The 13,800-nt window shown below is 62.3% G+C and carries 8 protein-coding genes and 1 other RNA gene; 4 read left to right on the forward strand and 5 right to left on the reverse strand.

The window, feature by feature from the left end:
* Positions 1 to 406 precede the first annotated feature (406 nt).
* A complete protein-coding gene (locus tag ACYVM5_RS16565) occupies positions 407 to 1,570 on the reverse strand; it encodes a sigma-54-dependent transcriptional regulator (RefSeq protein WP_460619214.1) in 1,164 nt (387 codons plus the stop codon).
* 155 nt (positions 1,571 to 1,725) lie between these two features.
* Here ACYVM5_RS16565 and ACYVM5_RS16570 point away from each other — a divergent pair, with 155 nt between their 5' ends.
* Positions 1,726 to 3,006 (forward strand): PQQ-dependent sugar dehydrogenase, encoded by a 1,281-nt coding sequence (locus tag ACYVM5_RS16570; RefSeq protein ID WP_460619215.1) that lies wholly within the window; start codon positions 1,726 to 1,728, stop codon positions 3,004 to 3,006.
* An 8-nt stretch (positions 3,007 to 3,014) separates the two neighbouring features.
* Positions 3,015 to 3,455, forward strand: coding sequence for a c-type cytochrome (locus tag ACYVM5_RS16575; RefSeq protein ID WP_460619216.1), 441 nt, complete (start codon positions 3,015 to 3,017; stop codon positions 3,453 to 3,455).
* A 118-nt stretch (positions 3,456 to 3,573) separates the two neighbouring features.
* Here the strand turns inward: ACYVM5_RS16575 and rnpB are convergent.
* Positions 3,574 to 3,986, reverse strand: an RNA gene (gene rnpB, locus ACYVM5_RS16580) — RNase P RNA component class A.
* A gap of 357 nt (positions 3,987 to 4,343) precedes the next feature.
* Between rnpB and ACYVM5_RS16585 the strand changes: the two genes are divergently transcribed.
* On the forward strand, positions 4,344 to 7,745 hold the full coding sequence (locus tag ACYVM5_RS16585; protein WP_460619217.1) for an SBBP repeat-containing protein: 3,402 nt from the start codon (positions 4,344 to 4,346) through the stop codon (positions 7,743 to 7,745).
* A gap of 181 nt (positions 7,746 to 7,926) precedes the next feature.
* Positions 7,927 to 8,349 (forward strand): nuclear transport factor 2 family protein, encoded by a 423-nt coding sequence (locus tag ACYVM5_RS16590; protein ID WP_460619218.1) that lies wholly within the window; start codon positions 7,927 to 7,929, stop codon positions 8,347 to 8,349.
* A 314-nt stretch (positions 8,350 to 8,663) separates the two neighbouring features.
* Here ACYVM5_RS16590 and ACYVM5_RS16595 read toward each other — a convergent pair whose 3' ends face one another.
* From ACYVM5_RS16595 to ACYVM5_RS16605, 3 genes are all read right to left on the reverse strand, one after another.
* On the reverse strand, positions 8,664 to 9,434 hold the full coding sequence (locus ACYVM5_RS16595; protein WP_460619219.1) for an SdrD B-like domain-containing protein: 771 nt from the start codon (positions 9,432 to 9,434) through the stop codon (positions 8,664 to 8,666).
* 122 nt (positions 9,435 to 9,556) lie between these two features.
* On the reverse strand, positions 9,557 to 11,419 hold the full coding sequence (locus ACYVM5_RS16600) for a M1 family metallopeptidase (RefSeq protein ID WP_460619220.1): 1,863 nt from the start codon (positions 11,417 to 11,419) through the stop codon (positions 9,557 to 9,559).
* A gap of 130 nt (positions 11,420 to 11,549) precedes the next feature.
* Positions 11,550 to 13,727, reverse strand: a complete 2,178-nt coding sequence (locus ACYVM5_RS16605; protein ID WP_460619221.1) for an RCC1 domain-containing protein — start codon at positions 13,725 to 13,727, stop codon at positions 11,550 to 11,552.
* Between the last annotated feature and the right edge of the window lie 73 nt (positions 13,728 to 13,800).

Raw genomic sequence — 13,800 nt, forward strand, 5'->3', positions numbered from 1 at the left:
TTGTAAGCTTGGTAGAAGTAATGGTAGTCTCGAGCCAAAAAGGTTAAAAAGAGAATTAATTTGGTGGTGATTATTGCAATAGTAATTATCCATAGAATCGGTTTGCGTCCGAAAGTTGTTAAGACGAAAAACCCGAAACTAATGAGTTGGAATATACCGTAAATAGTGCGGCCTTTATGAATGGCAAAGGCGTGTGAATTATGAAAGATATCCCACTTTAGGTAATTGTCGAAAGCTATGCCTAACGCAATAATTATTGCAAAAGCAACCCATTGATAACGAAGTGAGAGAATAGACTTAGTAGATAAATGAGCCACAAATCAATGGAGGATTAGCAGGTTGGAAAAGAAATTGGCCGCGCTGCTCTAATGCAACACGGCCAATTAATACGGCTTATTATAAGCGTTTACTTTCCCGCAAATGCCTTGGCATCGCCTTCCGAAATGGTGTCGTCGCTCATGATTACAAGCCGTTCTACCACGTTGCGCAGTTCGCGGATGTTGCCGCGCCAGTCGAGGCCTTTCAAATATTCCAGGGCGGCGGCGTCGATTTTCTTGGGTTTGTTGCCATAGTCGGCGGCGATGTCGTTGAGGAACTTCTGAATTAGCTCGGGGATGTCTTCGCGGCGGTCATTCAGCGAAGGCACCTGAATTAATATCACCGAAAGGCGATGGTAAAGGTCTTCGCGGAAGTTTTTATCGGCAATTTCCTGGAGCAGGTCTTTGTTGGTGGCGGCGAGGACGCGCACGTTTACCGATATTTCCTTTTCGCCGCCAACGCGGGTGATTTTGTTTTCCTGGAGAGCGCGCAACACTTTGGCCTGGGCCGAGAGGCTCATGTCGCCAATTTCGTCCAAGAAGAGGGTGCCGCCGTCGGCCTGCTCGAACTTGCCAATGCGCTGCTTCACGGCCGAGGTGAAGGAGCCTTTTTCGTGGCCGAATAGCTCGCTTTCAATCAGTTCGGAGGGGATGGCGGCGCAGTTTACTTCCACCAGCGGGCCTTGGGCGCGGTTGCTGAGCTCGTGGAGCTGGCGGGCCACCATCTCCTTGCCGGCGCCGTTGGGGCCGGTGATGAGGACGCGGGCATCGGTGGGAGCCACCTTTTCAATGGCTTTGCGCACGGCCCCGAGGGCGGCCGAGGAGCCCACCATTTCCGAGCCTTTGGTGACGGAGAGCTTCTTTTTGAGCGTCTTGGTTTCGGTGACGAGCTTGGTGCGGTCGAGGGCGTTGCGGACGGTGACGAGCAGGCGGTTGAGGTCGGGCGGCTTGGGCAGGAAGTCGTAGGCGCCTTTTTTGGTGGCTTCCACGGCGGTGTCGATGCTGCCGTGGGCCGATACCATGATGAAGGCGGCGTCGGTGCCCATGGCCTGGGCGCGGGTCAGGACTTCGAGGCCGTCCATTTTGGGCATGCGGATGTCGCAGAGCACCACATCGTATTTCTGCTGGATGAGCAGGTCGAGGCCGGCGGGGCCGTCTTCGGCCTGGTCGACTTTGTAGTTTTCAAATTCCAGAATCTCCTTCAGCGTGTTGCGGATGGCTTTTTCGTCGTCGATGATGAGGATGCGGGGCATGGGAGCGGAAACTGCGTTTGGTGCAAATGGCGCGGCGCGAAGGTAACGAAAAGCGGCGCTAGGAGTTTAAGTAGTCATCGCTTCCAGGCGGTTCGTTGCGGGCCGGCCCGCAACGAACTCCAGTCCTTTGCCCAATCCAACCCTAATTCCTCTACATGAAAAATACCCTCACCCGCCCGCTGCTGTTCACGGCGGCCCTGGCCGGCAGCCTCGGCCTTTACTCGCTCACCAGCCGGCCCGCCCTCGCGCCCGACCCGAATAATGCCGGCCTGAAGCTGCCCGCCGGCTTCGGCGCGCTGGTGGTGGCCGAAACCGGCGGCCGCGCCCGGCACCTGGCCGTGACGCCCCAGGGCAACATTTTTGTGAAACTCAATAAACCGAAAGACGGCAAAGGCATCCTGGAATTGAAGCCCAATGCCACCGGCAAAGCCACCGTGACGGGCGGCTTCGGCAGCTACGGCGGCACGGGCATTTATGCCAAGGGCGGCTACCTGTACGCTTCTTCGGATGAGGACGTGTACCGGTACAAGCTCGATGCGAAAGGGGAGGTGACCAATCCCACGCAGCCCGAAAAAATCGTGAGCGGCCTGCTGAACCGGGGCGAGCACGAGAGCAAATCCATCGTGCTGGACAATGCCGGCAATATCTACGTGAACATCGGCGCGTACTCGAATTCCTGCCAGGTGAAGGACCGCGAGAAGGGCTCGATGGGCCGGCAGAACTGCCCGATTCTGGATTCGGCGGGCGGCATCTGGCAGTTCCGGGCCGATAAGGTGGGGCAGACGTATGGCTCGGGCACGCGCTATGCCACCGGCCTGCGCAACGTAGTGGGCCTGGATTGGAACACGCAGAACAACCAGCTCTTCGTGATGCAGCACGGCCGCGACCAGCTCCACGACATTTTCCCCGAGATGTACACCACCAAACAGTCGGCTGAGCTGCCGGCCGAATGCCTCTACGAAATCAACAAGGGTGCCAACGCCGGCTGGCCCTTCCTGTACTACGATGGCCTGACGCACAAAAAAATCCTAGCCCCCGAGTATGGCGGCGACGGCAAGAAGCTGGCCGACCCCAAGTACCTGGAGCCCGCCGCCGCCTACCCCGCCCACACCGCCCCCGACGGCCTGCTGTTCTACACCAGCACCATGTTTCCGGAGAAGTACCGCAACGGCGCGTTCATCGCCTTCCACGGCTCCTGGAACCGTGCCCCCGAGCCTCAGAAAGGCTATTACGTGGTATTCCAGCCCTTCAAAAACGGCAAGCCGAGCGGCCAATGGGAGGTATTTGCCGACAACTTTGCCGGTTCAGATGCCAAAGCTGCCAGCGGCCGCGCCGACCACAAGCCCTGCGGCCTGGCCCAGGGCCCGGACGGCTCGCTCTACGTAAGCGACGACAAGGCCGGCACCATCTACCGCATCATGTACACCAAGAAATAAGCGCGTTCGTGAAAAAGTATTTTGCCCTGCTGGCCGTGCTGGCCCTGACCAGCGCCCCGGCCTTCGCCCAGAAAAAAACGGCCCCCAAAGCCGCTGCCAAAGCCCCCGCCGCCTCGGCCTCGGTGCTCAAGGGCAAGGCCATCTATACCCAATACTGCCTCACCTGTCACCAGGCCGACGGCCTTGGGGTGGATGGCATGAACCCGCCCCTGGCCAAAACCGACTACGTGCTGGGCGACAAAACCCGCCTCACCAAAGTGCTGCTCAACGGCCTCAAAGGCGAGGAAATCAACGGCGAGGACTACCACGGCGTGATGCCCTCGCAGGCCTACCTCACCGACCAGCAGCTGGCCGACGTGCTCACCTATGTGCGAAGCAATTTCGGCAACAAAGCCAGCGCCGTGACCGTGGCGGAGGTGAAAGCCGTGCGCGCCGCCAACAAGAAATAGCCCCCGGGCCGTGGGGCCACCCCAACAGGCGGGGCAGCGCTGCGCCAGACGTTGTGGCAGGCCCACGGTGCAAATATCAAAAAAGGCCACTCCCGGGCGGGAGTGGCCTTTTTTGTTGTGAGGTGATGGGTCTGTAAGCCGGGTTTTGTCCGGGGCCGAAGCCCCTGCCTCACCATTTATCTAGGCCAGTCCTCGCGGAAAGGCTCCATCAACCTACCCGCTGGCGCCGGACGAGCCGCCCGGTGCCGATGCCACCCGAAGGCCGCGCCGGCGTACCAGCTTATTTGGTCTTTCAACCCCTGAGGTTTACCCAGCCGGGACGGTTGCCCGCCCGCTGGTGCGCTCTTACCGCACCTTTTCACCCTTACCGGCACCGGCCCGAAGGCTGGTACGTAGGCGGTAATTTTCTGTGGCACTCGCTGTCCTGGTTCGCATTATGCTTGCCAGTCCTTCCCGTTAGGAAGCAAGGTGCTCTGCGTTGCCCGGACTTTCCTCGTCGCCCGAAAGCGCCGCGGTGAGGCGCCCCATCACTGCGGGCAAAGGTACGCACGCCGGCCGGAATGGAAGAATACGCGCCCGAAATGCCGCTTCCGGGTATTCGGGGCTTGTTTCGGCCCGGAAAAGGCCCGTTCAGAAAGATTTGCGGGGTTATCAAATTAAATTATTGCAATTATAAATTAAATATATACATTTACAATTGTACTGACGCGACGGCTACGCTTATCAGCCCCTCCCACCACTCCGGGTGCCCGTTCCCCCACTGGCCCCGGCAGCAAAGTCAATTCCCAATTCCCGGCGTGGATGCGTGTTGTGCGCGCCGTCGCCCCCCTTGGCCCCCTCTCCACGGGAGGGGAGAGGGCTGCTTGTGCCACTTTTTCCCCTTTCCATATGGCTGATACTTCCTACTCCCGCTTTTATGTCGGCACGGTTTGCACGCGTTTGCTGCTGATTTGCTGCTGCTTCCTTATGGCCCCGGCGCTCTGGGCGCAGCAGCAGGCCACGGAGGAATGGGCCGCGCGCTACGATGGCCAGAGCCGCGCAACGGCCGGCGCTCCCATTCTGCCCGACCAGCCCATCTCGATAGCGGTGGACCATGCCGGCAACAGCTACGCCACCAGCACGGCCCTGGACAGTGGCGCGACGGTCTCGAAAATGGTGACGATAAAGTATTCGCCCACCGGCGAAAAGCTCTGGGTACGCACCTACGCTGGTGGCAGTGCCCGGGCCATTGCGGTGGACAATACCGGCGGCGTCTACATCACGGGCACCGTGATAGACACCTACTCCTATACCGACTACCTGACCGTGCGCTACGACGACGCCACGGGAACGCAAAGCTGGGCCCGCACCTTCAACGCCCCCTACGGCGACCCCACCATAGGCCGGGACAACCCCATTGCCATCGCCGTAGATAATGCCGGCGGCGTTTACGTCACGGGCACCAGTTCCCGGGCCAGAGCGAGTGTCTACAGTACTGTGCGCTATGATGCGGCCACCGGAGCCGAGAGTTGGGCCAGGATACACGGCACTTTCTCCGGCGCCCGAGCCATTGCGGTAGATAACGCCGGCAGGGTCTACGTCACCGGGACCAGTCGCGACAACCCTACCACCGTCCTCCAACGCTACTACGACACGGTGTGCTACGACGCCGTCACGGGCGCCGAGGGTTGGGCCAATACCTACAACCCCATTGTAAGTACCAGCACGTACAATTTTAGCGATGTTAGCGCCATCGCGGTGGACAACAGTGGCGGGGTTTACGTCACGGGCATCGGCCATGGCGGCCAGGCCACGGTGCGCTACGCCGCGGCCACCGGAGCCGAGAACTGGGTGAGCACCTACGCCGGCAGCAGCGCCCAGGCCGTTGCGGCGGACAACACCGGCGGCGTATACGTGACGGGGACCAAAAACGGGGACTACGTGACCATTCGCTATGCCGCGGCCACGGGAGCACAAAGCTGGGCCAGCACCTACAACGGCCCGGCTAATGGCAACGACGACGCCCGCGCCATTGCGGTGGATAACAGCGGCGGGGTGTACGTCGCGGGCATCAGCCCCGGTGTTTCGGATAATGACTATGCCACGGTGCGCTACGCGGCGGCCACGGGCGCGCAAAGCTGGGTGAGCCGTAACAGCGGCCCGGCCAGCGGCAGCGACGACCAGGCCCGCGCCCTGGCGGTAGACGCCGGGGGCGTCTACGTCACGGGCAGCAGCCAGGCGCCTGGGGCCAGCCCAATCCTTTACACGGTAAAAATCCAGGCCGCTACCGGCGCGGCCGGGTGGTCAGATGCATATTCCGGGGCCGCCAGTCTGTGGGACCTGGCGAAGTCGATAGCGGTTGATAACGCCGGGAATAGCTACGTGACCGGAACATCCAGCGGTAATACAGTGGGCAGTATCAGGGTGGTAACGGTAAAGTATTCGCCCGCCGGCCAACAGCTCTGGGTGAGCGAGTACAGTGGCGGGCAAGCCAGTGCTATTGCGGTAGATAATGCCGGTGGGGTGTACGTCACGGGCTATAACAACATCTACGGCACCCCTGGTGGTGACTATGTAACGCTGCGCTACGATGCTGCCACGGGCGCGCAGAGCTGGGTCAGCTTCTACAACGCCCCCGACAACGGCGACGACAGGCCCCGGGCCATTGCCGTGGACAATAGCGGCGGCATCTACGTCACGGGCTCAACCAATGGCGCAAGCCGGGACTTTGCCACGGTGCGCTACGCGGCGGCCACGGGCGTGCAAAGCTGGGCCAGTCGCTATAATGGTCCCGCCAATAGCTATGACCAAGCCTTTGCCATCGCCGTGGACAACAGCGGCGGCGTCTACGTCACGGGCCTAAGCAATAATGGCGTGCTCTACGATAACGACTACGCCACGGTGCGCTACGCCGCCGCCACGGGCGTGCAAACCTGGGCCAGCCGCTACAATAGCCCTGTCAACGGCGACGATGCGGCCTACGGCATCGCTGTAAACGGCGGCGGCGTCTACGTCACCGGGATATCAGATAAAGACATGGCTACGGTGCGCTACGCCGCCGCTACCGGGGCGCAAAGCTGGGCCAGCCGCTACAACAGCCCCGCTAACGGTGACGATTTGGCCAGCGCAATAGCCGTGGACAATGCCGGTGGGGTTTACGTCACGGGCCGTACCGACAGTTTCGGTGCCAACAACGGTGACTATACCACGATGCGCTACGCCGCAGCCACCGGGGCGCAGAGCTGGGTCAGCACGTACAATGGCCCGAGCAACGGTTACGACGAGCCCTGCGCTATTGCCGTGGATAACAGCGGCGGCGTCTACGTCACGGGCAACAGCCTCAATACAGCTTCAACCGGAACCTTCACCGTGCGTTACAATAGCCTGGATGGTTCGGCTGCATGGGGAAAAAGGAATGAAATCCTCAGACCCATAGGTTTGGCCGTGGACAATAGCGGCAACGTGCTGGTGACCGGCAGCAGCACCGGGGCCGTCAACGGCCCCGACTTCCTCACCGTGAAATACAGCCAGATGCTGGACAACACCTACGCCTTTTACCGGGCCATCAACCTGAATGGCCCGGCCCTCACGCTCGACGGCCACGCCTGGGCCGGCAGCACGGCCCCAAACTATTCGACTAACGGGGCCAGCTTCCAAAACCAGAACGTGCCCCTGATTCCGGCCACCGACGCGGCCCGGGCGGGCATGATTCGGGCCGCGGTGTACGGCCCCAGCCTGAAACTGACGCTCTCGGCCGTGCCGGCCGGCACCTACATGGCCTACCTCTACGTGTGGGAAGACAACAACCCGGAAGTGTATAGCCTGAGCCTGAACGGGCAGGTGGTGCGTGCCAACTACAACAGCGGCCCGGCCGGCACCTGGGCCAAGCTCGGGCCCTACCCGGTCACGCTTGGTCCGGCCGGCACCATTCGGTTCACCACCACCGGCGGCTGGCCCAATTTCTCCGGCGTCGAGCTCTGGCAGCAAATCGGGGCTCCACCGGCCGCCCGCCTAGCCACCGCCAGCCAGCCGCAAGCGGAAACCCTGGGGGCATTCCGGGTGCAGGCCTACCCCAATCCCTCCACTACCGGCCGGTTCACGCTGGTGCTGCCCGAGGGCGTACAAGGCCCGGTGGCGTACTCCCTGGTTTCGGCGCTGGGCCAGCGGGTGGGAGCCGGCCGGCTGCCCGCCGCCACCCCCGGCGCGGCGGTAGACCTGGACCTCTCCCGGCAGATGGGGAGCGGCGGCATCTACTACCTGTTGCTGAGCGGCACCCAGGGCCAGGCCCGCCTCCGCCTGGCGCGTGAGTGAGCGTGAAGACGCAAATGCCCTCGGAGATAAATAATAAAATATGTATATTGACTTAGTTGCTGAGGCGAGCTGAACGCTAGGCGTGAGTGCTGCCGCTGCCGCAAAAGCGTCTGTTGCCGATAGGGTTGCGGGAAGAGATGAGCTGCTTGACAACCCTTCACTTCTTATCCATCTCACGGCCATGAATGAGCAACAGAACACCCAGACAGTGCAAGCCGGATACGAGCTGTTTGGCAAGGGCGATATCCCCAACTTGCTGAAGCTGTACACCGACGATGTTGAATTTGTTATTCCCGGTGCCGCGCCGGCCATTCCGTATGCCGGTGTGTACCGCGGCAAGGAAGCGGTAGCCACGTTCTTCACCAAGCTGCACGAGGCCGTGGAATTTGAACGCTTCGAGCCGGTGGAATACATCGCGCAGGGCGATAAGCTGGTGGCGCTGGGCTACGGCAAAGCCCGGGCGCGGGCCACGGGTCAGTCCGAAGAAGAAGAGTGGGCCCACGTCTTCCAGCTGCGCGACGGGAAAGTGTCGCGCTTCCAGGTCTACACCGATACGGCGGCGGTGGCGCAGGCCTTCCAGCGCAGCAGCCAGATGGCGATGTAGGTTGGGAAGAGCATTGCGGCAGCCCTGACTGACTTTCACGGCCACCACAATGCTTTTCTGATTAAGTGGTCAATGGTACTTAGCTGTTGGTTTGGGCCTGGTGGAGCGGGTCAATTTCTGCCAAAAAAGCAACGTGCTGTGCGTTGCCCGGACCTTCCTCGTTGCCCGAGAACACCGCGGTGAGGCAACCTTTTACTGCGGGCAACGGGTCGCCAATTATTGCAGTGCTCGCCGGTCTGATTAGGCAAAAAAACACCTCAGCCGGGCTTGTCGCCGACTGAGGTGCTGAAGCAATGTGCAAGAAGCCAGATGTGCTAGTAGGTCACGTTGGTAAACGAGCCGGTAATCGTTCGGGTGCCCGTGCTGGCGCTGGTAGCCGGGTAAGCCGTGGCCGTGAACGTGCCCGAAACCCGCCGGGGGTTGGTGCCAACGGTGGTGATAACGACCGAGCCGGTGCCCTGATTGTTGCTCAGGAAACCGGCGGTGGTCCACTGCTGGGCAGAGGTGCCCACCTGTTCGCTGTAAATGAGCTGCGAGGAATTGGTCGACTGCGTGGCCATCGAAAAGGTGCCGGCCGCCCCCGTGAAGCCGTCAATGTTGAATACGACGGACTTGCCGCTCGCGCTGGCAATGGTCACGGAGAGGTTGTTGAACTGCAAGTTGCCCAGTACGAGGCTGGCGGAAGTGGCCACACCACCAACGCTGAAACTAGCGCTGTTGTTGGTGCTGATAGCAGCAGCGGTGACTGGAGTCGCGGTGGTAGTGCCGCCGGCTGTAATAACTACGCCGGTCTGATTAGCCGGAGCTGTGTAGCCCGTAGCAGCCGTGAAGCTCAGCGTGTAGGTGCCCGCTGCCAGCCCGGTGAAGGTGTAGGCACCCGTCGAGTTAGGAGTAGTAGTGGTGGTTTTGTTGGCTGCGTCGGTAAGCGTTACAGTGGTAACCGAGGTCGCAGGAGTAATCTGACCATTTAGGGTGCCGGACTGTGCGGTAGGGGTAGGGTCCGACTTGGTGCTGCCACAGGCTGAGAGTAGCAAGCCGGTGCAAGCAAATACTGCCAGGAAAAGAAGGTTTAAAATGTTTTTCATGTACCGTACTTAAATGGAGTTTGGAAAAAAGTTGGAAAAAATATTTGGAACGAAGGTAGGCTAAATATTGAAATGGCAAGCTTGTCTGGCCTTACCCCGCCAGCCGTATTATCCCTGCTTAATTACTTCCCTTCCCACATATTATCCTTTGGGAAGCTGTCGGGCACGAGGGTGCTGCCCAGCGTCACGCGCTTCACGGGTTGCTTGGTGGGAATGGGCACGGTGACGGAATTGGCCCCCGTTTCCCAGACGGCGATGCTGCGGTGGATTTTCTGGGTCGTGTTGTCGGCGAAGGTGACGGTGAGGTCGACGGGGACGGGCTTGGTGCCCTTGGCCTGCACGAGGACGTCGTAGCCGGCGGTGCTTTTGGTGACTTTGTTGATGGCCAGGTCCGGGTAGCCGTCGTCGAAGAACCAGCGCTGCCAGAACCAGTTGAGGTTGCGGTTGGCCCCGGTGTTCATGCTGTTGAAGAAGTCGTAGGGCAGGGGGTGCTTGCCGTTCCAGTTGGTGATGTAGGTGTGCAGCGCCTGCGTGAAAAGCTTGTCGCCAAGCATGTCCTTCACGTAGAGGTAGCCCATACCGGGCTTGGGGTAGGAGTTGAGGAAGAAGGGCATCCCGGTTTGCTGGGTGCTGAGCGTGGTGATGGGCAGGTCGTTCTCGGTGGCGGCGTTCTGGGCATAGCGGGCCACGCCGTAGTCGTCGTCGAGCTTGGGGTCGATGATGCCCGAAATCAGCCACTCGCCGATGGTGGCCCAGCCCTCGTCCATCCAGCCGTACTTGGTTTCGTTGATGCCCATGTAGAAGGGGAACATCGTGTGAAAGATTTCGTGGTCGGTGAGGGTGATGGCGTCTTCGCGGGTGGCGGTGGGGTTGTCGTTCACCATCATGGGGTACTCCATCTGGTCGAGGCCGTCGAACACGGTTTCGTGGGCGTAAGGGAAGGGCCAGCGGGGGAAGGTGTAGCTCATGGCTTCCACCGTTTTGCGGCTGAAGTTGATGACTTCCTTGTAGTCCTCGTGCTTGGGATTGTAGGCGGCATCGACGCGGGTGCGGCGCTTGGTGGCGGGGTCCACCACCAGGCTGGTGCTTTGCCACACGTAGTGGTCGGCGGTGGCGAAAACGAAGTCCGTGACGTTTTTGGCCTCGAAGCGCCAGGTGTTCTGGTCGGCCTGGGCGGTGATGTCGCGGCGCTTGGCATCGTCCTCGCTGATGATGCTCACCACGGCATCCTGCTGCTCGGCATCGCGCAGGCGCTGGACGTATTTCGGAGTCAGGACTTCGGCGGCGTTGGTGAGGTCGCCTGTGGCCCAGACCACGAAGTTTTTGGGCACCGTCACGGCGGCTTTGAAGTTGCAGAAGTCGTTGTAGAATTCCTGGTCGCCGGTGTAGGGCACGCGGTTCCAGCCGTCGAGGTCGTCGTACACGGCGATGCGCGGGAAGAAGTAGGCCACGAAATCGGCCCCCGGCTCAATCTCGCCGGTGCGCTGGTGCGAGCCTTTGTTGAGCGTGTAAGCATACGTGGCGCGCACCGTGGCTACTTGGTGCGCCTTGAGGGCGCGGCGCAAAGTCACGGGCATATTGGTAGCATCGGGGGTGAGCTTGCTCACGTCAAAACTCTCGCCGTTGATGGTGAGGTTGAAGATTTTGACGCCGTCGCTCACGTCCTCCGGGGCAATTGCGCGGCTGCGGGGCGCGCCCTTCTGGTAGAGGTTGGGGTAGAGCTTAAACCAGATTTGCCGGAGCGAATCGGGGCTGTTGTTGATGTACTTGATGTCGACCGTGCCGGACACCAGGCGGGTGCCAGGGTTGAAATTCACGGCTAGTTCGTAATCGGCGGTGTTTTGCCAGTAGCGGGGGCCGGGCTGGCCGGTTTCGGCGCGGGTGCCTTTGGTGTAAGTGGCTTGCAGGTTGCGCGGCAGGGGCAGCGGGCGCTGGGCCAGGGCGGGGCCGGCCAGCAGCAGGAGGGCAAAGGGGAGTAAACGCATGAAAGAATAGGCGATGAAACCAGCCGTTTGGCTGCAATAGAATACAAAGGAACGTCATGCTTCGGCTGCGCGGACACCAGATGAGCATGACGTTCCTTTCAAAATAGCGGGCTTAATAACCAGGCAGCACCTAAAATACCTGCAGCGGCACGGCACTCATCATCACCAAACCCAACTGGCCCGACTCGTTGCCGCCCCACATCCAGAGGGTGCCGTCGTCGCGCACGGCGGCGGAGTGGCTGTTGCCCGCACTGGCCGACTGCCACTGCTGGCCGCGAAATAGTACGGCGGGCTGCTGGCAGGCATCGGTGGTACCGTCGCAGAGCTGGCCGGAGCTGTTGTTGCCCCAGGCGTAGAGGGTGTTGTTGGTGTCCAGGGCCAGGGCGTGGGTGGTGCCCAGGCTAATGCCGCGCCAGCCGCCGGTGGCCGGGGCGGGCAGCGCGTGCAGGACATGCGCGGTTTCGGAGTAAGGGCCGGCGGGCGACTGGCTCCAGGCCCATAGGGTGCCATCGGCGCGCCGGGCCAGGAGCTGGCCGTTGCCGGCGTAGGCGGCCTGCCAGGTTTGGCCGGGGGAGAGGGCGGCGGGCGTGGGGTAGTGGGGGTAGGGCTCGGGCTGGGCCTGCGGGTTTTCGCCCCAGGCCCAGAGGGTGCCGTCGGTGCGCAAGGCCAGGCTGGATACTGCGCCGGCGCTCACGCTGCGCCAGTTGGTATCGCGGCCCACCTGCCGGGGCTCGAAGTAGGGGTCGGTACTGCCGATGCCGAGTTCGTGCCGCTCGTTTTCGCCCCAGGCCCAGAGGGTGCCGTCGTCGCGCACGGCCAGGGTGTGCTGGGGGCCGGCGCTCACGGCCTGCCACCGCATATCGTTGTTGATGGCGGTGGGCCAGAAGCAGTCCTTCATTATTTGCCCCACCCCGAGCTGGCCCGAGAAGTTGGCCCCCCAGGCGTAGAGGGTGCCGTCGTCGCGCAGGGCCAGGCTGTGGGCCATGCCGGCCAGCACAGTGCGCCAGCCGCCATAGTTAGTAATCTGCACCGGCGCGGGGCGGTCGGTGGTGGTGCCATCGCCGAGCTGGCCGTAGCCGTTGTTGCCCCAGGCCCAAAGGGTGCCATCCGTGCGGATGGCCAGCGTGTGCATGCCGCCGGCGCTTACGCTGCGCCAGTTGCGGTCCTTGCCTACTTGCAGAGGGATGGGGTTGGCGTGGGCGCCCAGGCTGCGGTGGCCCACCTGGCCCTGGTCGTTGTAGCCCCAGGCCCAAATCTGGCCGTAAGACCGCATCGCCACCGAATGGCTGGCCCCGGCCCCAAACCCCTGCGCGTCCCAGTCGCTGGCCAAATCCACCCGCACCGGCGCATGGCGCATATCGGTGCTGCCGTCGCCGAGCTGGCCGGTCTGGTTCAGCCCGAAGGCGTAGAGCGAGCCGCTGCGCGTCGCGTCGCCGGGGGCGCTGCTGAGGGCCAGGGTGTGCATCTCGCCGGCACTCACGTTTTGCCAGCCGCTGCCGGTGCCCACGCGGGTGGGGACGAGGTGGTCGTCTTGGTTGCCGGTTCCGAGTTGGCCGAGGCCGTTATTGCCCCAGCCCCAGAGCGAGCCGTCGGCGCTGGCGCCCATAGTGTGGTGGGTGCCGGCGCTCACGGTGCGCATGCGCACGGCCCCGAGGCTGGTGGGGTGCGGCCGCAGGTCGGTGGTGCCGTCGCCGAGCTGGCCCTGCTCATTATAGCCCCAGGCAAATACTTCGTCGTCGGTGCGCACGGCCACGGTGTGGCGCAGGCCGGCGCTCACGCTGCGCCAGCGGGTGTCGGTGCCGATTTGGGTGGGGGCCTGGTGTCGAATGGTGTTGTCCGGGCCCAGCTCGCCCAGGAAGTCGTGCTCGTTGTAGCCCCAAGCCCAGAGAGTGCCGTTGGCCCGCACGCCCACCGAGTGGCTGTCGCCGGCGCTCACGCACTGCCAGTCGGTGGCGGTGCCTATTTGCACGGGCCGGTGGCGGGTTTCATCCGTGCCGTCGCCTAACTGATAGTAGCTGTTCTGGCCCCAGGCCCAGAGCGTGCCGTCGGTGCGAATGGCCAGGCTGTGGCCGGGACCGGCCGCCACGCTGCGCCAGTCGTTGTCCTGGCCTACCCGCACAGGGCCGTTGCGTGGGGTAGTGGTGCCATCGCCGAGCTGGCCGTAGCTGTTGCTGCCCCAAGCCCAGAGCGAGCCCTCGGGCCGGATTGCCAGCGAGTGGTACCGGCCAGCAGCGACATAGAAAGCGCCCACGGGCAGTTGGGGCAGGGCACGTAGCAGCGGCGGGGCGGCGGGGGAATTGTCGGGCATCAATAAAAAGGGAAAAGGGTGAAGGGGAAGCGCACAATCGGCCCTAAATATATTCCGCCGGCCGTGCCGGGGC

The sequence above is a fragment of the Hymenobacter ruber genome, assembly GCF_054783255.1.

What these genes read in the sequence shown, in the direction of transcription:
- ACYVM5_RS16565 (WP_460619214.1), bottom strand. Translation starts at nt 1,570, where the DNA reads ATGCCCCGCATCCTCATCATCGACGACGAAAAAGCCATCCGCAACACG.
- ACYVM5_RS16570 (WP_460619215.1), top strand. Translation starts at nt 1,726, where the DNA reads ATGAAAAATACCCTCACCCGCCCGCTGCTGTTCACGGCGGCCCTGGCC.
- ACYVM5_RS16585 (WP_460619217.1), top strand. Translation starts at nt 4,344, where the DNA reads ATGGCTGATACTTCCTACTCCCGCTTTTATGTCGGCACGGTTTGCACG.
- ACYVM5_RS16590 (WP_460619218.1), top strand. Translation starts at nt 7,927, where the DNA reads ATGAATGAGCAACAGAACACCCAGACAGTGCAAGCCGGATACGAGCTG.
- ACYVM5_RS16595 (WP_460619219.1), bottom strand. Translation starts at nt 9,434, where the DNA reads ATGAAAAACATTTTAAACCTTCTTTTCCTGGCAGTATTTGCTTGCACC.
- ACYVM5_RS16600 (WP_460619220.1), bottom strand. Translation starts at nt 11,419, where the DNA reads ATGCGTTTACTCCCCTTTGCCCTCCTGCTGCTGGCCGGCCCCGCCCTG.
- ACYVM5_RS16605 (WP_460619221.1), bottom strand. Translation starts at nt 13,727, where the DNA reads ATGCCCGACAATTCCCCCGCCGCCCCGCCGCTGCTACGTGCCCTGCCC.